This window comes from Paenibacillus sp. Y5S-9 (assembly GCF_036894235.1).
Taxonomy (GTDB): Bacteria; Bacillota; Bacilli; order Paenibacillales; family Paenibacillaceae; genus Paenibacillus.
This window is the reverse complement of the sequence record NZ_CP145887.1, coordinates 5,841,575-5,863,426: the sequence shown is the minus strand read 5'-3', so window position 1 is coordinate 5,863,426 and position 21,852 is coordinate 5,841,575. Positions and strand designations below refer to the sequence as shown.

Genomic DNA, 21,852 nt, shown 5'->3' with positions numbered 1-21,852 from the left:
TCTTCAATTAAAACAATTCAGTCAGACCAATCATCGTGATGAGTCCGAGCAAAAAGGACATCGTCGCCACACGTGCATTGCCATCGCCGTGACTCTCGGGAATAAGTTCCTTGTAAACAATGAACATCATCGCACCGGCTGCAAAGGCCAGACCATAAGGCACAAGACCAGCTACGAGACTGCTCAAGGTGTAACCAATCATAGCTGTAATAATCTCTACCGCTCCGGTCAGGGTGGCAATACCCAGTGCTTTGAAGCGGCCAATGTTCTGGTTCACAAGAAAGAGGGCTACCAGGAATCCTTCCGGCGCATTCTGCAATCCGATGGAAAAGGCAATGAGATTGCCCAGGTTCTCATCCGAGCTTGCATAGCTGACGCCAACGGATAACCCTTCCGGCAGGTTGTGCATGGTGATGGCTGCAATAATCATGAAGGCTTTGGTTTCAATTTTAAAAGGCATTTTCTCGGGATTCTCCAGATCGACGTGTGGAATCTTCATCTCCAGCACCAGTAGAACCAGGCTACCAAGCATAATACCAAATGCAAGTACAAAGAGATTTGATTGGCCAAGCGCTTCCGGAATGAGATTATACACCGAGGCCGAGGTCATAATACCAGCGGCGTATGCCAGCAAGATATCACGCAGACGGTGCGATATTTTGCGCATAAATAGAATCGGTACGGCCCCTAGGCCGGTAGACATGGCTGATATAAAACTGCCAATGAGTGCATCGTTCATGCTTCCATTTTCCCTCCTGATGAAGACTTCTTCATAATCGCTGCCGAGCATTGACACCGTACATAAAAGAGATCATAATGAACAACAGATTAGAATGATTATAAATTAGAATTCCGTTTCTGCATAGGGCCATTGTCATATCACAGGCAGGTCTTGTGGACATGATGTGGGCTTTTCGTTCTAGTGTATGCAAAAGCCTAAGCTTTTGATGCCGGAGGGTCTAACCTTTTTGCAGAACCCGGGGGAGGAACTATACATGTATAAATCAATTATTATTGGAACAGGCCCTGCAGGGCTGACAGCAGCAATCTATCTGGCACGTGCCAACTTGAACCCACTCGTTATTGAAGGACCACAACCTGGTGGCCAACTGACAACAACGACTGAAGTGGAGAACTTCCCAGGTTTCCCTGATGGTATTATGGGTCCTGAACTAATGGATAACATGCGTAAACAAGCTGAGCGCTTCGGTGCTGAATTCCGCACAGGCTGGGTGAACAACATCGATATGAGCGAGCGTCCATTCAAGATTCAAGTTGAAGGTATGGGTGAACTCGTATCTGAAACATTGATCCTGTCTACAGGTGCATCTGCTAAATACCTCGGTATTCCTGGAGAAGAAACGAATGTGGGCCGTGGTGTCAGCACATGTGCAACATGTGATGGATTCTTCTTCCGTAACAAAGAAATCATCGTCATCGGCGGTGGTGACTCTGCTCTTGAGGAAGCAAGCTTCCTGTCCCGTTTTGGTTCCAAAGTAACACTGGTACACCGTCGTGAAGAACTGCGTGGCTCCAAAATCATGCAGGATCGTGCACGTAGCAACGAAAAAGTAGAAATGGCTTTGAACCGTACACCACTCGAAGTACTTGCTGGCGACAACGGCGTAACCGGTTTGAAAGTGTTGAACAACGAAACAGGTGAAGAAGAAGTGATTCCGGCAAGCGGCGTATTCGTAGCGATCGGTCACACACCAAACACTGGTTTCCTTGGCGGACAGATCACTACGGACGAACACGGTTATATCCTGACTACACCAGGTACATCCGAGACAAACATCCCAGGCGTATTTGCATGTGGTGACGTACAGGATACACGTTACAAACAAGCGATTACAGCTGCAGGTAGCGGATGTATGGCTGCCATGGACACAGAGAAATACATTGAGAGCTTGGAGCACAGCGCAGTTGTTCTGTAATAGAATGAGCTGATTTCAACCAAACTATAGATTAATATAAAACCATATGAGGTGAATTAAACATGGAAAACGTAATTGTATATACATCAACGAACTGCCCGAACTGCAAATCCGTAAAAACGTTCCTGGCTGACAAAGGTATCTCTTATGAAGAGCGCAACATCGAAACTAGCGATGAGTATGCACAACAAGTATGGGACATGGGTGTACGTGCCGTGCCATTGACTGTCATTGGTGAACACCGCATTCTGGGTATGAACAAAACTCAATTTGCCAAAGCATTGGACGCTTAAATCAGGCTTATTATCTGAATTATCATGTGTTGAAAGAAATTTTCGATTCATATGCAATTCCGGTTTTCGCGAGCCGTTAGGATATAGAAAGAACCGTACCCGGAAGGGTACGGTTTTTTGTGCAAACACAGAATATGATCTAGAAAAAAATACTCATGAAAGTCTGAAATACAACATACACCAGCAATCCTGACAGCATGTACATGAAACCAGCCTTCTTTTTGCTCTGAAACAATCGGAGTATGCCAAGGCTGAACAGGGGCGCAAGCACAATCAGGAACAGGAGGACGGTGACAAACATTTGCGCCGAGATATCTGAAGTATCCACGTAGGTCACGCTTTTTTTCACTCCGTTTCATTATCGGAATTAACACAGCTGTATTCACACAGCCATGACAAAAATCACATAACCCCATTATACATCTGGATTTCTTTAACAAAAAGGGAGGAAATGGGGCAAAATGATGTCAATTTTCGTCTGTTATTAGACAGATACCCTTATTTTTCCTAGAAACTGGGAAATTGCAGAGTAAGCGGCACCAACACGGGTGGAACGGCTGCCCAGAGCTGCCCACTCAATCTGCAAACTGCGGCGGTGATAAGGTAACGTACGTTCCTCGACAACCTGTTTTAACGCCGTTTCAATCCAAGGACCTGCTTCAGAAAGAGGGCCACCAATGATAATACGTTCCGGGTTGAAACTGTTAACGATATTGGTTATGCCAATCCCCAATTTGCGTCCAATCGTGTTGTATAATTCTTGAACAGCATCGTGGCCTTGCTCCGCATGATGAATAAGCTCTCGTGTGGTATGAGCAGGTAATTTCAGCTGATGCTCCGGGTGCTCGTAGGCTTTCTCCGATGCGTATAACTCCCAACAACCACGATTTCCGCAGGAGCAGGGCAGTCCTTCCGCTTCAATGGACATGTGACCTGTTTCTCCAGCATAGCCCCATGCCCCTTTGTATAATTCACCATCCACCATGATGCCTGAACCAATCCCCATGCCTGCACTGATATAGATCATGTGACGGACACCGATACCTGCCCCAAAATTTAACTCTCCATGAGCGCCAGCATTGGCTTCATTATCGATGGTGACAGGCAGTTCAAATTCTTCTTCAAGCATGGAGCGCAGAGCTACCTTCTCCCACCCCAGGTTGGGTGCAAACAGGACCGTTCCTGCCTCATCCACCATGCCGGGCACTCCGATACCGATGCCAATGACACCATGTGGGGAAGCAGGCGCTGCTTCAATGAGCTGTTTGGCTGCCAATTTCAATTGCTCCAGTACAGAGGACACGTCATGATGTTCCAAGGCCACTGCGTACTCTGTAATGATGTGTCCTTCCAGATCAGTAAGCACGCCTTTCAAATGGGTCACACTGAGTTCCAGCCCGACAGCATAGCCGGATGTCCCTCGAAACAGCAGCATGAGTGGTTTACGTCCGCCGCTGGATTCTCCAGGGCCAATCTCCTGCACCAGGTCATCACTGATCAGATCAGCAACCAGGTTGGATACCGTTGCTTTGTTCAGCCCCGTAACCTCGGACACTCGTGCGCGAGAAAGAGGGGCATGGCGCCGAATCGTATCCAGAACGATCGACTTGTTTATTTTTTTGACCAGCATCTGGTCTCCGGTAATTTTCATATGGTTAAGGCACTCCTATTCTTCTGATAAAAGGGTTCTGACCCACATCCGAAACAAGTTATTCGACTATTATAGCGTAAACAAACATGTAAAAAACAATTTTATTTTACTTTGTTTAACCAATAGACAAAGTAAATTCGATGTGATAGGATAACGGTGTAAACGATTTCTTAAAACTATTGAGGAGGCATTTTACACATGGCCTATTTTGAATCCGTTAATAAAATTGCATTTGAAGGTAAAGATTCCAAGAATCCTTTTGCTTTTAAACATTATAATCCGGAAGAAGTGGTAGCCGGCAAATCGATGGAAGAACATTTCCGTTTCGGCATGGCTTACTGGCATACATTAACTGCAGGCGGCAGTGACCCGTTTGGTGCGGAGACAGCTGTTCGTTCGTGGGATAAATACTCAGGTCTGGACCTCGCGAAAGTACGCGTGGAAGCGGCATTTGAATTTTTGGAAAAAATGAATCTGCCGTTCTTCTGTTTCCACGATGTGGACATTGCACCAGAAGGCAACAACCTGCGCGAGTTCTACAGCAACATTGATACAATCGTTGATCTGATTGAAGATCATATGAAATCCAGCGGCAAAAAACTGCTCTGGAACACGGCGAACATGTTCTCGAACCCACGCTTCATGTTTGGTGCAGCTTCCACTTGCAACGCAGACGTGTATGCTCACGCTGCAGCACAGATCAAGAAAGGTCTGGAAGTGGGTAAACGCCTGGGCGCTGAAAACTATGTATTCTGGGGCGGTCGTGAAGGTTACGACACATTGCTGAACACAGACATGCAACTGGAGCAAGACAACATTGCTCGCATGTTCCACATGGCTGTAGACTACGCGAAGGAAATTGGTTTTGACGCACAATTCCTGATCGAGCCTAAACCAAAAGAGCCAACGAAACATCAATATGATTATGATGCAGCAACTTCCATTGCTTTCTTGCAAAAATACGGTCTGGACAAACACTTCAAACTCAACCTGGAAGCAAACCATGCTACACTGGCTGGTCACACATTTGATCACGAAATCCGTGTTGCTCGTACAAACGGCATGCTCGGTTCCCTCGATGCGAACCAAGGCGATATGTTGATCGGTTGGGATACAGATGAGTTCCCGGTTGATATGTACGATGCTACATTGACGATGTATGAAGTATTGAAAAACGGCGGTATCGGCCGTGGCGGTGTGAACTTTGACGCGAAAGTACGTCGTGGTTCCTTCGAAGCTGACGATCTGTTCTTGGCACACATCGCAGGTATGGACACGTATGCAAAAGGTCTGAAAGTAGCAGCAAAATTGATCGAAGATCGCGTATTCGATGACTTCATCGAAAAACGTTACAGCAGCTTCAGCGAAGGTATTGGTGCAGATGTGGTTGCAGGTAAAGCAACACTGGCTTCCCTTGCTGAGTATGCACTCAACAACGAAAGCCCACGCAAGAACCAATCCGGACGTCAGGAATTGCTGAGAGCACAACTCAACCAGTACATCCTGGCTGACTAATAGCATAGCGGATTAGGCAGGGTTCGTGTACGTCGACCACCGATGGTTACTCAACTCATATTTGTTGGACATTAGTGTCGAAACTAGCCTATGCACAAGATTAGCTTGTACCATGGAACGCCTGAACAAGCATGACATTCGGACCGTCCCCGACTTTCCCTTGGGAAGACGGGGGCGGTTTTTTGATTAAACAAATAACGCGTTTTTTAAATTTTTGATATAAATGTTTGTCTAAGATGGTACATGCAGAACGAAGTGAGCAGAAAGGACCCGAGGAAGCAAAGCGTTCGCTAAGAGCTTTCTGAAAGAAAGCTGGCTTCGGAAGCATAGGCTTATCCCCGGATTTCACCCTTGCTAAAGGGTATAAAGGAAATCCGGGGGTAACGGCGATCTGAGGGTTTTCTGATCACGGAGTGACCACATGAGCATCAAGGTTTCATTTATAACCAATGACGAATCAAGGTCATTGGATCAATCTTTCTGTTATAAGAACGAGTACGTTTTACTCGTTTCATATCCATGTGTGTCCAGGATCATGCATGCAAAACGGAGTGAGCAGAAAGGCCCCGAGGAAGCGGAGCGTGCGCATTTATCCCCGGATTTCACCCTTGCAAAGGGTATAAAGGCAATCTGGGGGTAACGGCGATCCAAGGGTTTTCTGATCACGGAGTGACCACATGAGCATCAAGGTTTCATTTATAATCAATGACGAATCAAGGTCATTGGATCAATCTTTCTGTTATAAGAACGAGTACGTTTTACTCGTTTCATATCCATGTGTGTCCAGGATCATGCATGCAAAACGGAGTGAGCAGAAAGGACCCGAGGAAGCGGAGCGTGCGCATTTATCCCCGGATTTCACCCTTGCTAAAGGGTATAAAGGAAATCCGGGGGTAACGGCGATCCGAGGGTTTTCTGATCACGGAGTGACTTTCATGCGTACTTGGATCTTTCGTGGATACAATCCTGTTACAAACGAGAGGAGTTAACCTATGAGTTACGTAATTGGTGTCGATCTGGGAACCAGCGCGGTTAAAACCGTGTTGGTCAATCGTGAAGGGAAAGTGGCATTTGAAGCATCCGAGGCATACCCGTTGTACCAGCCCAAGGCTGGATACAGTGAACAAAATCCCGAAGATTGGGTAGAGCAAACCATTGTTTCCTTGCGTAAATTGCTCGAAGTGTCTGGCGTGCAGCCTTCGGAAATCGAGGGATTGAGCTTCTCCGGTCAAATGCATGGACTGGTTTTGGTGGATGCTGAAGGTAAACCGCTGCGTAACGCAATCCTGTGGAACGATACACGCACAACGGCTCAGTGCCGCCGTATCGAAAAAGTACTGGATGGCAAGCTGTTAAGTATTGCCCGGAACCGTGCACTGGAAGGATTCACCTTGCCGAAAATTCTGTGGGTTCAGGAGAACGAGCCTGAATTGTTACAGCAAGCATCTTTGTTCTTGTTGCCAAAAGACTATGTGCGTTATCGCCTGACCGGGGATTACGCTATGGATTATTCGGATGCAGCGGGTACCTTGCTGCTGGACGTTGCAGGCAAACAGTGGAGTAAAGAGATTGCAGAAGCATTCGAGCTGCCAATCTCCCTTTGTCCACGTCTTGTGGAATCGTTTGAGGAAGTGGGCACGTTGCTGCCTGAGATTGCGGATCAAACGGGTCTGGCGGCTGCGACGAAAGTATATGCAGGTGGTGCGGATAATGCGTGTGGTGCCATTGGCGCAGGCATTCTGAGTGAAGGACAGACGATGTGCAGCATCGGAACATCCGGGGTTGTGCTTTCCTACGAAGAGCGTAAGGATCTCGACTTCGAAGGCAAAGTACACTTTTTTAACCATGGAGAGAAAGATGCCTTCTATATTATGGGTGTAACGCTTGCCGCAGGATACAGCCTGTCCTGGTTTAAGGATACGTTTGCAGCGGACAAATCGTTTGATGTGCTCTTGCAGGGCATCGATCAGGTTCCGGCGGGCAGCAACGGATTGTTGTTCACACCATATATCGTTGGGGAGCGTACACCTCATCCGGATGCGAATATCCGTGGCAGCTTCATCGGTATGGATGCAGGACACAAGCTGGAGCACTTTGGACGTGCGGTGATGGAGGGCATTACCTTCTCGCTGCGCGAGTCCATTGATATTCTGCGTGGTGCAGGCAAAACCGTCAATGAAGTCATCTCCATTGGTGGCGGTGCCAAGAACGAAGCCTGGTTGCAAATGCAGGCGGATGTCTTTAACGCTACGATTGTGAAGCTGGAGAGCGAACAGGGTCCTGCGATGGGTGCAGCCATGCTGGCTGCCTATGGCTGTGGCTGGTTCTCGTCCTTGCAGGAATGCGCAACAGCGTTTATTCGCCCAGCGAAGTCCTATGAGCCAAACCCGGAAACGGTTGCCGTCTATGATGGACTGTTCGCACTGTATCAGGAAGTTTATGGACAGACACGTAGTCTCAATGATCGTTTGGCTGAATACCGTTAATTCATTTATTTCACTACATTAATCTTATGATTACATTTAAAAGCATCCGCGAAGGCGGGTGCTTTTTTTGTCGTTCATCAAGATTAACCCCATGAAAGGTTTCCTTGTCCTGCATATCTGCATTCCGGCTCTGCATAGATTGAGAATAGAGGATTGTGATCCGTCCAGGCATCGTGTGTCGGACATTTTAATAGGTAGAAGCTTGAGCATGGGGGTGAAGCTTTGGATGGACATGAGGAACATGGAAGACCACATATTACCTTGTCGATGATCGTTCGTAATGAAGAGAATCGTTATCTCAGGCAGGCACTGGAGAGACATCGTTCCTGGATTGATCGGGCGGTAATCATTGATGACGGAAGCACGGATGGAACGGTCGCGCTGTGCAGGGAACTTCTGGACGGTATTCCACTCGTATTAGTGGAGAACGCTGCTTCACGTTTTGCAGACGAGGTAAGCCTGAGAAAACAACAATGGGAAGAGACGGTGGCGACCAATCCGGAGTGGATTTTGAATCTGGATGCGGATGAGATTCTAACCAGTGACTTTGGGGTGGTACGGGATCTGCTGCTCAGTGGCAATGAAGATGCGATCTATTTCAGATTGTTTGATATGTGGAGTGAAACGCATTACCGGGAAGATGAGTTCTGGCAGGCACATGCCTATTATCGGCCATTTCTGATTCGTTATCACCCGGGGATGAACTATGAATGGAAGGAGACACCCCAGCATTGTGGTCGTTTTCCGTTAACGATCCAGCATTGGTCCTATGGATGTCATGCTCCCCGGGTGAAGCACTATGGTTGGGCGCGGGAAGAAGATCGCATCCGCAAATATGAACGCTATCAAGCACTGGACCCTGAAGCAAGATACGGTTGGAAGGAACAGTATGAATCGATATTGGATCAAGAGCCACGACTGTTGGCATGGTTCGAATAAGGAGAGGGGGAGTGAGCACGTTGAAGAAAGACCCGTTACGTAAATCGCAAGAAGAATTCAAACCTCAAGCAGAGCCGAATTCCCAAGAGAAAGAGAATCAGAATGAGAAGCAACATGAGAGCGCAAATGAGAATCAGAAAGAGAGCCAGATTAATCATCGACCGTCCAGTCGTTCTGATAAATCGCTGGAAACCCGCCAATCGGAAAAGCTTGAAGAACTTTGCCAGGAAAGAATACTGATCGCCAGCCCGGTTCGCCAGACAACTCCGGTGCTCCGTGAATTTCTGGATTCTCTGCATGCACTGGAACGAACAACAGTGAAGACGGATTATCTGTTTGTTGACGATAACGTGGAAGAAGCCGCATCGAATATATTGCATGAATTTGTGCTTCAGCATGAAGGGACGGTTATTCAAGCAGATGAACATGGCAGCGGTAGTTCTGACAACAAAGGGGTGTACACCAAGGATGAGGGAGGACACTATTGGCAGGATGAGCAGATTTGGCGTGTAGCCGGTTTGAAAAATCGCATATTGGAATATGCACGCGACAATCACTACGATGCGGTTTTCCTGATTGATTCTGACTTGGTGCTGCATCCGCGGACGCTGGAGCAACTTGTATCGAGTGGCAAAGACATTGTATCCAATATCTTTTGGACCCGCTGGCAGCCGGATGCCAGGGAAATGCCGCAGGTATGGCTGCAGGATGAGTATGCTCTGTATCGCCGCGGTGGCAAAACAGTAGACGGAACCGAGGCGGAAGACGAAGGCACGCAAACGACTGCTTTTCTAAATCAGCTGCGGATCCCGGGTTGTTATGAAGTTGGAGGGCTAGGGGCATGTACCCTTATTCGCAAAAATGTTCTGGCAGCAGGAGTTTCGTATGATCAGATTCCCAATGTATCCTTCTGGGGCGAAGATCGTCATTTCTGCATCCGTGCTCAGGCACTGGGTTTTCGTTTGTTCGTCGATACTCATTTCCCTGCGTACCACATCTATCGATTGTCCGAACTGCCGGGGGTATCTGCCTTTAATCGTAGGGCGAGACGAGGTGAGGAGACGATCAGTATTACCCTGTGTATGATTGTGAAAAATGAAGAAGCTTCCCTCGCCAGATGTCTGGACTCGGTCAACGGTATTGCCGATGAGATTGTAATCGTGGATACCGGATCAACGGATCGTACCCGTCAGATTGCTTCCAGATATACGGATCGTATCGTTGATTTTGAATGGGTGGATGACTTTGCAGCAGCACGCAACTATGCTTTCGATCAGGCGAAGAGTGAATATATTCTGTGGCTTGATGCTGACGATGTGTTCGAACCGGAAGATCGTGCGAAACTGATCGCCTTGAAACGTTCGCTGGACCCGGATGTGGATAGTGTCACGATGGATTACAATCTGTCATTCACGGCAGATGGCAAAGTATCCTATAGTCTGCGCCGGAATCGCCTGGTACGTCGTGATCGGCAATTTCGCTGGATTGGCGCGGTGCATGAATATCTGGCTGTAGCGGGTAATCTGCTGCATAGTGATATAGCGGTTACCCACAAGAAAGATAAGGAGTATACGGATCGGAATCTGCGGATCTATCGCAAAAGGGAACAGGCCGGAGAAGAATTCGGGCCGCGTGACTTGTACTATTTCGGTAATGAACTGAAGGACCATGGACAGCATGAGGATGCGGTGAAGTACTATGAAAAGTTTCTGGATACCGGGCTCGGCTGGGTGGAAGATCAGATCGCTGCTTGCCAGAAAATTGCGGATTGTGAAGCTGCACTTGAACATCCGGAACAGGAAGTCACCGCGTTGTTCCGATCATTTGCCTATGATTTGCCAAGAGCCGAGATTTGCTGTCGATTGGGTGGTTATTTTGCCGACCGTGAAGATTATCGCAAGGCGCTGTTCTGGTACGAACAGGCGACTCGTGCTGTACGTCCTGACGATCCTATGGTGGTGCTGAATGAAGCAGCCTGGACCTGGATGCCGCATCTGCAACTATGTGTGTGTTATGACCGGATGGGTAACCGTGCCAAGGCCCGAGAACATAATGATATCGCACTCGCCTATCATCCAACACATCCAAGCATGTTATATAACGATCGATACTTTAAAGATTTGGAGAAGGATAACGTGTTGGAAAACGCTTAGTATTTTCGGTTGAAATGCTGCCTCTTTTGTGGAGTTTAATGGGTGAATTAATCCCGTTTTCCATGAAGAGGTTTTTTTGCGTTATGATAAAAATACTTCATAGTGTCCGTGGAACACTCATTCACTTCAAAATGGATTAATGTATTTCATCCAGGGGAGGATATGCTTTACAATAATGAATAACGGAAAAGCGGTGACCATGATTGCCTGTCTTCGGCTGCCGAATTGATGAAGCAAGGGGAACTGGATATGAATCTGACGGAAGTACTATTGGAGTCAAGGCTGGTAGCGATTGTGCGCGGTATAAGCCGCGAAGCGGCAGTAACAGCTGGACAAGGTATGACAGGTGGTGGAATCCGACTGATGGAAGTCACACTGAACACACCTGGAGCACATGATATTATTGCAGACTGGCGTGAGCGGCATGAAGGAAAGGCTTATGTTGGAGCGGGTACGGTACTGAATGTGCAGATGGCGAAGGAAGCGGTCGCAGCAGGAGCACAATTTCTGGTGTCTCCCAATGTCGATCTGTCTGTCATTGAATATGCTGTAGAACATGGTGTCGAGATCTGGCCTGGAGCCATGACACCTACGGAGATTGTCGCTGCCCATGAAGCGGGAGCACGAGTTGTGAAGCTGTTTCCGATGGCGAGTCTGGGCATACCGTATCTGCGGGAGATCAAAGCTCCGCTGAATCATATTCCACTGCTGGCAACAGGTGGTGCCACACTGGAGAATATTGCCGATTATTACGCAGCAGGCGCTGCTGCAGTGGGTCTGGGAAGTGCACTTTTACCACGAGAAGCTCTTGTAGCAGGAGATCATGAGCAGATTGCAGCTTGTGCACGGAGATTTGTGGAAGCAGCCGAAGCCTAGGCTCCAGTGTCATATGAGGGATATGTATATTTGGGTATATATATGAAGGCACCTTTAAATTAATTGTTGGATCAATCTTTATCATAAAAACCGATGTCCTTTAACGTACCGTTCATTCTATTGTTTTATGATGGATGTATGCCAGAATTCGGAGAGGAGAGATGCCCTGTGAAAGCTAAAACAATGATAGGCGGCATGCTCGCCGTGGCCGCAGTAACGGCAGGTGGATTATGGAAGGCAGCGGTAAAGAGCCAGACACCCAAGAAGATTCCAATCACACTGACACCCCCAATGCCATTTGAGGATGTGACCTTTGACAGTGGGGGAGGTCGGGTGCATGGCTGGTTCATCCCGGCCAGAGCCGACATTCCAAAACCATGGCCGCTCGTTATTATTGCACATGGCTGGGGCTCCAATCGCTCCCGTGTTCTTCGTTACGCACGTCCGATCTGGGAAGCAGGATATGCCTTATTTATGTATGATGTGCGTAGTCATGGGGCCAGTGATCCGGTTCGTGCTGCATCTGCCTACCTGTTCCGGGATGATCTGCTCGCGGCATTGCAGTATACGACTGCACGACCAGAGATTGATGCCGATGCCATCGGAGTGCTTGGACATTCTTTGGGTGGACTGGGTACGATTCTTGCAGTGACGGAGGGAATTCCTGTATCAGCAGTGATTACGGACTCGATGCCTTCGCAATTTGAGGTGATCGTCAGTTCAGAGCTGAGACGCCGGCGTCTGCCCTTGTTTCCACTGGCCCAGTTAATTCCAAGAATCTGGTTCTGGCGACTGGGTGAATCTCTGAAATCCTATCGTCAGCGTGATCCGGTGATGATGCTGAATGAACGGCGCAGGGGGATGCAACTGCCGATGCTTATGGTGCACTCCAAGGGAGATAATTTCATTCCCCCGAGTGAGCTTGAATATTTTATGTCCAAAGCCGATCCGCCTGTTGAACATTTATGGGTCAACAGCGGAGGACACAGTTGTTCCGAGGAAGATCCCGCCTTCTGGGATACCGTTATTCCCTTTTTGAAAACCCATGTCCAAGGTCAGGAGAAGTCGAACGATTCGTCTATAGCGAGTAGTTGACAAGGTAGATTCAGCCTACATAAGAGTGCAGGCTAACAGAGAAAACGCCAACGTGGTTGGCGTTTTTTTTGCTGTTACTAGCAATATGCAGAAATTCACATTTGTAAAATTGCCCCGAAAACGACGATTAAAAAGGAAGCTTATGGTATCATAGAATAGACTGGCAATATTCATGCGAGGTTATTTGTTATGCTTCTTTGTATGAAATTGAAGGGAGAGGTCCAGATTTGAGTTTGAATTGGAAGTTTAATCTACGTTTGAAAATGTTCGCAACCAAAGCAACAACCGCAGCGATGGCAACACTGCTGCTTGCTTCGCAAACACCAGGTTTTGCAGGCAGTGCATCAGCCGCGCAAGCAGAGCAGTTGACCGAAGCGACAACGGGGGAAAATGAACAACTAGACGCAACGAGCAATGACGTGCCTGAGGGAGCAAAAATCTCATCCAGGCAAGCCAGTGAAAATATACTGAAATTATTTCCATTGTTAAAAAAAGCAACAATCTCATCTGCACGATTCGATTCACCTAATTCCTATCCACCGCCAGACTACAAGGCGTGGGAGATCGGGTTCCAGATTACACAAGGCAATCATACGTCGGGATTCAGTGGAACTGTACATGCAGGCACAGGGGAAGTGTTAAGTGTACATTTGCCGTCGGATATCCTGGATAAACATGTCTCGGAATCGGATGTGAAACTAACCAAAGCTGAAGCTGAAGAAAAGGCCGTGGCGTTATTGTACCAAGCGATTCCAGGTCTTAAGGACAATGAGTATGCTCCGTTTGGAGATATGTATTCTTCGATTGAACAACAGTCATTGTTTGGCAGAACAGAGTATCGATATGCTTACCAGTTAAAACATGACGGATTGTTATCTGACGCAGAGACAGTCTACATCAATGTGGACGAAAGTGGTTTGGTGACAGGTTACTCACGAGGTACGACCGAAGCCAAGTATCCCTCATCAAAACCGGCAGCTTCAGAAGAGAAGGCCAGACAGCAGTTTGAAGAACAGTTCGATGTGGAACTGGCTTATATAGCCAAAGATCGTCTGTCTTCCAAGCAGGGTCAGCAGTATTACCTCGCATATACACCGAAAAATATCAGTATCGTTCCGATCGAAGCCAATACGTTGGAACGGATTAATACATTAACAGGTAAAGCTGTAGATGAGAACTCTTTACAGCAGGATACGAAGTTAAAAGGTGATGTGACTCCTTTTGTCCCGGCCAATGGAACGAGATTAAATGTTCAGCAGGCCGCCAATCGTGTCGCAACGAACTTTGATATTCCCAAGGGTTATAAGCTGGAACATAGCCAGTTGAGCAAGGGACATTACTCAAGTCCGAACAATCAGGTATGGAGTCTGAGCTGGAGCGATCGAAGTGCCAATATGTCCTATATGTTCATGCGGGATATCTCAGCACAGGTAGATGCAGTAACCGGGCAGATCTACAGCTATACGATGATGCAACGAATGGGACCGGAGATGGAACAGGAGAAGCCTGCTGAAGAGAAGGCAGGCCAATTGGTAACGCGGAAGCAGGCTGAGAAACTGGCGATGAACACGGTCATTGCGCTAGTTCCAGATGCAACGGAGCAATTCCGGCTGGCTAACGTGATTGAGGTGGACGATGCTCGCACATTTTTGTTCCAGCGTTATCTGAACGGAATTCCGGTTAAGGATGATACGGCACAAGTACAGGTGTTGAACAACGGTACGATTAACGAGTTCTATACGCGTATTGCGGCTACGTCTGAACAACTGCCGGCAGATCTTAAGCCAGCCATCAGTTACGAAGAGGCCAAGGCAATCTATCTGAAGGAGTTCAAGTTGGTTCTGGCGTATTCTCGTTACGGTGGATGGGGTACGAACAGCGGTGAAGTCATTCCGGTGGGAGTTAACCTAGCTTATATGCCTACACGAGATGATCATTCAATCTACGGCAATTATGAAGTGCTGGATGCGAACACAGGAGAGTGGAAGCTTTTATACGGGGACACAAGCTCTGCAACCAAGGCTGAACCTACGGATATCTTGGGGCATGTGGCCGAAGCAGCTCTTCGCAATATGACACAGCATGGCGTATTGCTTGCTGATGAGCAGGGACGTGTATTCCCGGATCGTGTGATCACCCGAGGAGATTGGTTTAACTATCTGGCAAGAGCGATTAATCCAAATATGGATCTGTACTACAGTGGGGACGGAGAAGACAAGTTATACGCTGATGTGACGCCTGATAGCCCGTATTATAAGGCAGTTCGGGCATTAATCGATCAACGCTGGCTTGCCGGATCGGACCCTGAACAGAATTTGAATCCGCAGGAAGAGATGACACGTGAAGAATTGGCAGTGTTGCTTGTACGTATACTGCGCTATGAGAAGCTGGCCGGATTCTACACGTTGCCATCGGATCTTCCGAACATCGCGGATGCCAGTGCCATTTCAAGTAAAGGGGCTGTTTCCCTGAGTTTGAAGCTGGGATTACTTCCTTCGATTGAAGGACGATTCATGCCTGCACGCAAAGTGACAGTAGCTGAAGCTTCACAAGTATTGGAACGGCTGGCGAAGCTTCAAGGTAAGACAGATACGTTTATGAGTGGTAATCGCCTTTATTAGACGAGGAATCAATCATATCGTGACCAAACGAATCATAGGATGAAGATAACGGGTAATCGTGATTCATTGAACTGAAGATCAAAGGGACCTTCCATAGAAGGTCTCTTTTGATTTAATTTTTACAAAAATTAAATCATTTCAACTAACATTTACACGATAACGGAGAGGTCAGAAATAACTTGAGGAAGTGAAGCGTGCGCCTAAAAGCTTTCTGAAAGAAAGCTACGTCGGAAGCATACGCTATCACCGGATTTTTCCTTTTGAATAAAGGATCAAAAAAATCTGGGGATAACAGCGATCGGAAAGTTGTTCTGACATCGGAGTGTTCTTGTAAATATTCTTTAGTTGAAATGATATAGAAGAATGACGACAGAGCCTTTTGTGATACAATAGGGCGTGAGAACTTTGCAAAGAAGGGTGGGTTCCTTTCATGGGTAAGAACGGGAAACGAATTATCACCATACTGCTGGCAGGCTGTCTGATTGCTGTAGCATTACCACGTACGGTTGATCTGGATCAGCTGTATGCTGCATCAGGGACATCAGATATATCCACGGCAACAGATTTGCGCCAGACCTTGCTTACCGCAATGTCACAGCGAACGGAGGAACTTGTTTTTACATACAAAGGCAATGTGAAAGGCCTCAAAAAACAATTACAAACCTCCATCGATGAGGCAATGAAGAGTGACCCCTATATCCAATATACCGTTAAAAGTTATGCATTTAATTATAAAGGCTCCAATGTATCGGCCGAAGTACATGTGACTCTCTCCTACCGGGAGACCAAGGAACAGACCGATTATGTGAATCGTAAAGTGACAAACGTGTTGAAAGAAATCATCAAACCAGGCATGACGGATCATGAGAAGGTCAAGGTCATCCATGATTGGATTGTGCTTAACCTTTCCTACGATACTTCGTTGAAGAAATATACGGCCTACGACGGGCTTGTAACAGGCAGTACGGTCTGTCAGGGATATTCACTGTTGGCGTATCGGATGCTGGAGCGAGTAGGTATCGATAACCGGATTGTGGAAGGTACAGCAGGCGGGCAGCTTCATGCCTGGAATATCGTGAACCTGGACGGCAAGTGGTACCACATGGACACCACCTGGGATGATCCTACCCCTGACCGCAAAGGTAAGGTGAGCCACAGCTATTATTTGCTGAGTGATGATGAGATGGCACGTGACCATATCTGGACAGGCAAAAGCAAGTACCCCGCTGCGCCAGCCCCATATCGAGAAGCTTTATTAAAGCTGGTGAAGGCCGGAGATAGCAAAAAAGCTGCTTATCAGAAGCTGTACCATGCTCTGGACTATTCCCTGTATGATGAACAGGATGCCGTCAAAGGCCATGCTGCGCTGAAGACCAAGGTTCAAAGTACACTGAAGGAAGGCGGAACTTCGCTCACGTTCAGGTACAAGGGTACGGAGGCTGGACTGATTGAAGATTTGCAAGATTTGTACCAGCTTGGCATGAAATCGATATCTTATTATGTATCCAAAATGGAAGGTACTACGGATCTGCGCGTCAAAATTAACTGGACACTATAACAATCGTTTGAACAGGATGCTCCGCTTGAGGGGTATCCTTTTTTGCGTTTAATTTTGTGTTCAAAAACGAGGATTTTAGTGTTGTCTATTTTTTGTATATGTCGCTTTGCTATTCTAATCTTCGGCGTATGCCAACACTACGTACGAGGAGGATATGCAAAAAATGAGGAAAAAAGTGAGCATAGTGATCATTGCTCTGTTACTGGTCACGCAAATGATGCAGGGTTGGATATTTACACCAACCATGCACGCTCAGGATGAATTAACTAATTTGCCAGCCAGTGCAATCAGCGATACAGCGTCAGAAGAAGGTTTGGCAGTTTCGGAAGAGGTGAACAACGTTGACGTTGCAGCCAGTCCGGAAGAAGAGGGGGAGGGAAACCTCAACCAGGGCAGTTTAGCAATGGCAGCTGCAGGTCCGGTAATTACAGATCAATTGATTACCAGTGTGCAGATGTACAATCAGGTACCAGAAGACAACGGGAATGGCACGATTGAAGTCAAAGGAGATATGATCAAAGATATTCGACCACGCATTCAGGATGAGGTGGCTGTAGTCTTTACATGGGGACTTGCAGATGACAACCACAACTACAGCGATGGCTCTACGTTCACCTTTAACTTGCCCGATAAATTCATCATCGGATCGCAGCTTAAGGGTAATCTGGATGGCGGTGTTGGGGAGTATGTGGTGAATCCAGATGGCACAATCATCTTTACCTTTAATGAACTGATCGAGCATGCGCAGCTGGAAGGTAACTTCTACGTGTGGATTAAGTTTGATGAGAGCAAGATGGAAGATGGCTTGAAACAACAGATAGACTTTAGTTCCGTAGGGCAGGGCATCATTGATGTACATTTTGCCAACACAGCCGTAGATAAGTTGAAGAAATCGGGAAGCGCAAACAAAAACAACTTCAACTCCGACGAAATTGAATGGACCGTAGATTTTAACCAAGGCGAAAAGGCGATGAAAAATGCGGTTCTTACAGATACGTTGCCAACAAACCTTGAACTCAAGGGCAATATCGAAATTCGCGAATTGGAAGTGCAATTGAATGGATCTGTAAAAGCAGGTCCAGTAGTTCAAACGGAACCACAGTTTCCAATCCAATTGGGGGATACAGATAAGGCCTATCGTGTGACCTACACGACAAGTGTTAAAGCACCAACCACTGCTCCGTTCACCAACGTGGAGTATCAAAACCAGGTTGCGCTTACAACGGATCAGAGTGAGCACAACGAAACAGATATTGGCCGAGTTCGTGTGAGTTTTAATGAGCCTTTGAACAAGTCAGGGCAAGATAGTGCGTATGATCCGGTGACACAGACGATCACATGGAAAGTGCAATATAACTACAATCAGCAAGAAATCATGCAAACGAATGCATGGATTGAAGACCGCTTTGATACGGCAAAACAGCAACTGATCAACAATTCCGTCAAAGTGTATCAAGTGGACATTAATGCAAGCGGAGCGGCTTCGAACAGAATACTGATCAATCCGAATGAATACACACTCGAAGCGATGGGTACAGGGTTCGATGATGGCTTCAGATTACATTTTAAGAACGATATTACCAAGGCCTATGAGATCGAATATGATACACAATCCATTCATCGTGTTTATACAAACGACACCATTACAAACACAGTGAACATGTATGATGGTACTGCAAAAACAGGCCGGAGAGACATTCAGGAAGTCATTTTTGCAAAAAGCGTGAAAAGTGAAAACTTCAACACAAAAGAAATCGAATGGCAGATTGTTTTGAACCGTGATTTGCAGGACATGACGGATATCATCATCACGGATAATTACGAAGGCAGGCACATGAAGCTGATTCCGGGTAGTCTTCAAGTGAGTGGGGTTAACAAAGAAGACTTCGAACTGACTCCAGACCCGGCTGATCCAACCTATGAAAAAGGATTCTCCGTTCGCCTGAAGGACGGCGTTACAATTAACACGGAACATGTCATTACCTATACAACAAGCTTTGACCCGACGGCAGGTATGCCAACGGATAATGAATATCGCAACTCTGCCAAGATCGATTGGGAAGAATCCAATGTAGCACAGACTGCGATTACCAAATCTGCTGTTGTGAAACCTCAAGAGTACACCATTCAAAATGGTAACAAAAAGGGCGAATACAGCGCCAAAGACAAAAAGATCACATGGACAATTGATGTAAACTACAACTTGTTTGATATTCACGAAGCCATCCTCAAGGATGCCTACACGGGTAACCAATCTTTTGTAGACGGTTCATTAAAAGTTCATGAGTTAGAGTTACAGGGAGCCAATAACGTTACTGCTGTAGGTAGCGAGGTTCCGCTCATACCTGGTCAATTCCAGCTGAACCCGGACGGTAAAGGTTTTACATTGGATCTGGGTAACATCGGCAAAACAGCTTATCGCATTCAGTATCAAACGAGCCTGGATGGACCTTATTCCGTCGAAGGCACGTATGCTAACCAGGCTGTTCTAACCGACGGTGAGGATGGTGAGGTACGCTTTAATCGATCAGCGAGCGTCACGCCAGTTCACGGTGGTGTGTATGTACAAAAAACAGGTCAACAGATCGGTACAACGGATAAAGCATCATGGACGTTAAATATCAATCCAAGTCAATCTTATATTCCAGCGGGTTCTCAATTAACAGATACCTTGTCGGAGAACCAAATTTTATTGGCTGATTCATTGAAATTATATGCAACGAACCTGCCTGCCAACAATTCAGGCAATGTATCCAACAAAGCTGGACTGGTTGATCCGGCTGATTATGAATTGATTGTGGAGGGCAATACATTTACCTTCACCTTCAAGAAAGATATCCATACTGCATTCATTTTGGAGTATCAGTCCTATATTAATGCCGATCATGGCGCCCGAATTGAGAATAAGGTTGAATTTGCAGGCCAATCTTCTTCGGTGGTAGGGGAAGGCAATCAGGCGGGGATTAAAGTTTCATTAGCTGGAGCAGGTGGAGGAGCCTCCACTGGTTTAGGCAAAATCAGAATTCACAAAGTCAGTGATACCGGAGTTCCGCTGGAAGGAGCGATCTTCGCAATCTATAATGCGTCTGGAACTACGCTTCTGGAAACATTGAAACCAACGGACGAGAATGGAGTAGTTGAAAGCTCCAGAAACTATCGATTAAACAATCTGACCAATGGTGTACCTTATAAGTTAAAAGAATTATCTGCACCTGCAGGATACTTGGTTGATCCTGAATATGGCTCTGCCTCAGGTAAAACGATTGAATTCAAAGATGCGGATATCGCTTTTGAAATTGAAAATAAAAAGATTCGTCAAGGCTTCGAATTAACCAAGGTAGATGCTGCTGACAGCACGAAAACGCTAAAAGGTGCAACATTCGAACTGTACCTGAAAAATGGTCAAACCAGCCAGTTGATCGATACGATAACTTCGGGTGAGGATGGAAAGATCGGAGCAACAGATCTGGAGCCAGGGGATTATGAGTTGATTGAGGTCGAGGCACCTGAATTCTATCAATTGGATTCAACACCCATACCTCTTACCATTGTAACCAATCAAACTCAGATTGTTACGCTCACACATACCAATACGCAGGGCACAAATGCCAAGCTGGTGGTGACCAAAGTGAACGCCAAGGATCAATCCGTGTTAGCTGGAATTGAATTCGAACTGCGTAATGGTACAAATGCGGTGGTTGACACACAGGTTACGAATATCAATGGGGTCATTGAATTTGATAACTTGCCGTATGGTCCATATACATTGGTAGAGACCAAGGCAGAAGGCTATGTTATTGAACAGCCAGAGACGCTTGTATCTATTATCAAGCCGGAAACTCAATTGACGATTGAAAATAAAGAAAATGATCGTTCCGTGAAATTGATTAAAACCAATGCGGGTCGAACTCAGCACCTTCAGGGAGCAGTATTTGAATTACGGGCTCAAACTGCATTGATGGATGCCAATGGGAATTGGGAGTTCCACAAGGTAACAGGTCTGGATGAAGCTACATTGACAACCAATCAACAAGGTGAAATTGTACTTAAAGACCTGGATATCAATAAATATCAGTTGGTTGAAATAAAAGCGCCTAACGGATATATCTTGGACACAACACCAGTACCATTTGAAATTACGAACATACAAACGGAAGCTGTAGTTGTGGAAAAAACGAATCAGGCTATCCCGGTATCGGGTGGTGGATCGAGTGGACCTTATAATCCGGGAACCCCTACTACGGGGGGAACACCAGATCCGGAGAAACCAGTAAATCCGGAACCAGGAACATCAAATCCGTCGGTTCCAGGCACGGTTGTTACTGAACCTACAGAGTCTGGGGGAGGAACCGAAAGCCCGACAGATGAAGATGGCGGGGTAGCGCCACCGACACCAGGCGTATCCAACGGTGAAGACACTGCACCTCCTGTTGGGGATACAGATGCACCGGATGGGGATGGTGCACTGGCACCTCCTGCTGGAACGGATACAGATGGATCACAGGGCAATGGAAATTCTGCATCACAGCCAAACGGAAGTCCTGGATCTCAGGGAATGCTGCCACAAACAGGTGAAGAGAGCACAATGGCTTACACTGCTGTGGGCATGATGCTGATGGCGCTAGGTAGCGCGGGATTCATGTACTTCCGCCGCAGACAATTGCTTCAGCGCTAGATCGCAGCACGTAATGCAGGAACAGATCATATTTGGATAAAAAAACACCCTCT

The 21,852-nt window shown here is 46.8% G+C and carries 14 protein-coding genes; 11 read left to right on the top strand and 3 right to left on the bottom strand.

From position 1 onward, the window contains the following. Positions 1-7: 7 nt before the first annotated feature. The gene (locus tag V6669_RS25915; protein ID WP_036606933.1) at positions 8-739 is read right to left on the bottom strand and encodes a ZIP family metal transporter; all 732 of its coding nucleotides are present in this window, start codon (positions 737-739) and stop codon (positions 8-10) included. Between the two features lie 256 nt (positions 740-995). Between V6669_RS25915 and trxB the strand changes: the two genes are divergently transcribed. Both trxB and V6669_RS25905 read left to right on the top strand, forming a co-directional pair. Beyond that, entirely contained in the window at positions 996-1,937 is a 942-nt protein-coding gene (trxB, locus tag V6669_RS25910) for a thioredoxin-disulfide reductase (protein WP_036668032.1), read from the top strand. 62 nt (positions 1,938-1,999) lie between these two features. After that, positions 2,000-2,230, top strand: a complete 231-nt coding sequence (locus tag V6669_RS25905; RefSeq protein ID WP_076212704.1) for a glutaredoxin family protein — start codon at positions 2,000-2,002, stop codon at positions 2,228-2,230. Positions 2,231-2,369: 139 nt separating this feature from the next. Here the strand turns inward: V6669_RS25905 and V6669_RS25900 are convergent, their stop codons facing one another. After that, positions 2,370-2,567, bottom strand: coding sequence for a hypothetical protein (locus V6669_RS25900; RefSeq protein ID WP_017692236.1), 198 nt, complete (start codon positions 2,565-2,567; stop codon positions 2,370-2,372). Between the two features lie 147 nt (positions 2,568-2,714). After that, a complete protein-coding gene (locus tag V6669_RS25895; protein WP_338588563.1) occupies positions 2,715-3,881 on the bottom strand; it encodes an ROK family protein in 1,167 nt (388 codons plus the stop codon). A gap of 198 nt (positions 3,882-4,079) precedes the next feature. Between V6669_RS25895 and xylA the strand changes: the two genes are divergently transcribed. From xylA to V6669_RS25850, 9 genes are all read left to right on the top strand, one after another. After that, the gene (gene xylA, locus V6669_RS25890; protein ID WP_036606941.1) at positions 4,080-5,396 is read left to right on the top strand and encodes a xylose isomerase; all 1,317 of its coding nucleotides are present in this window, start codon (positions 4,080-4,082) and stop codon (positions 5,394-5,396) included. Between the two features lie 992 nt (positions 5,397-6,388). Then, on the top strand, positions 6,389-7,882 hold the full coding sequence (gene xylB, locus V6669_RS25885) for a xylulokinase (protein ID WP_338588562.1): 1,494 nt from the start codon (positions 6,389-6,391) through the stop codon (positions 7,880-7,882). A gap of 222 nt (positions 7,883-8,104) precedes the next feature. After that, complete coding sequence (locus V6669_RS25880; RefSeq protein ID WP_338588561.1) at positions 8,105-8,821, top strand: glycosyltransferase family 2 protein; 717 nt, start codon at positions 8,105-8,107, stop codon at positions 8,819-8,821. An 11-nt stretch (positions 8,822-8,832) separates the two neighbouring features. Beyond that, positions 8,833-10,974, top strand: a complete 2,142-nt coding sequence (locus V6669_RS25875; RefSeq protein ID WP_338588560.1) for a glycosyltransferase — start codon at positions 8,833-8,835, stop codon at positions 10,972-10,974. 249 nt (positions 10,975-11,223) lie between these two features. Further along, positions 11,224-11,850: a bifunctional 4-hydroxy-2-oxoglutarate aldolase/2-dehydro-3-deoxy-phosphogluconate aldolase gene (locus V6669_RS25870; protein WP_047841586.1), complete on the top strand. Its 627-nt coding sequence runs from the start codon at positions 11,224-11,226 to the stop codon at positions 11,848-11,850. Between the two features lie 168 nt (positions 11,851-12,018). After that, positions 12,019-12,945: an alpha/beta fold hydrolase gene (locus V6669_RS25865; protein ID WP_338588559.1), complete on the top strand. Its 927-nt coding sequence runs from the start codon at positions 12,019-12,021 to the stop codon at positions 12,943-12,945. 227 nt (positions 12,946-13,172) lie between these two features. Continuing rightward, positions 13,173-15,566, top strand: a complete 2,394-nt coding sequence (locus V6669_RS25860) for a YcdB/YcdC domain-containing protein (protein WP_338588558.1) — start codon at positions 13,173-13,175, stop codon at positions 15,564-15,566. Between the two features lie 430 nt (positions 15,567-15,996). After that, on the top strand, positions 15,997-17,124 hold the full coding sequence (locus V6669_RS25855) for a transglutaminase domain-containing protein (RefSeq protein WP_062836448.1): 1,128 nt from the start codon (positions 15,997-15,999) through the stop codon (positions 17,122-17,124). 163 nt (positions 17,125-17,287) lie between these two features. Next, entirely contained in the window at positions 17,288-21,799 is a 4,512-nt protein-coding gene (locus V6669_RS25850) for a collagen binding domain-containing protein (RefSeq protein ID WP_338588557.1), read from the top strand. Positions 21,800-21,852 lie beyond the last annotated feature (53 nt).

Excerpts from the sequence above, each read along its gene's own strand:
- V6669_RS25915 (WP_036606933.1), bottom strand. The coding sequence starts at position 739 with ATGAACGATGCACTCATTGGCAGTTTTATATCAGCCATGTCTACCGGC.
- trxB (WP_036668032.1), top strand. The coding sequence starts at position 996 with ATGTATAAATCAATTATTATTGGAACAGGCCCTGCAGGGCTGACAGCA.
- V6669_RS25905 (WP_076212704.1), top strand. The coding sequence starts at position 2,000 with ATGGAAAACGTAATTGTATATACATCAACGAACTGCCCGAACTGCAAA.
- V6669_RS25895 (WP_338588563.1), bottom strand. The coding sequence starts at position 3,881 with ATGAAAATTACCGGAGACCAGATGCTGGTCAAAAAAATAAACAAGTCG.
- xylA (WP_036606941.1), top strand. The coding sequence starts at position 4,080 with ATGGCCTATTTTGAATCCGTTAATAAAATTGCATTTGAAGGTAAAGAT.
- xylB (WP_338588562.1), top strand. The coding sequence starts at position 6,389 with ATGAGTTACGTAATTGGTGTCGATCTGGGAACCAGCGCGGTTAAAACC.
- V6669_RS25870 (WP_047841586.1), top strand. The coding sequence starts at position 11,224 with ATGAATCTGACGGAAGTACTATTGGAGTCAAGGCTGGTAGCGATTGTG.
- V6669_RS25855 (WP_062836448.1), top strand. The coding sequence starts at position 15,997 with ATGGGTAAGAACGGGAAACGAATTATCACCATACTGCTGGCAGGCTGT.
- V6669_RS25850 (WP_338588557.1), top strand. The coding sequence starts at position 17,288 with ATGAGGAAAAAAGTGAGCATAGTGATCATTGCTCTGTTACTGGTCACG.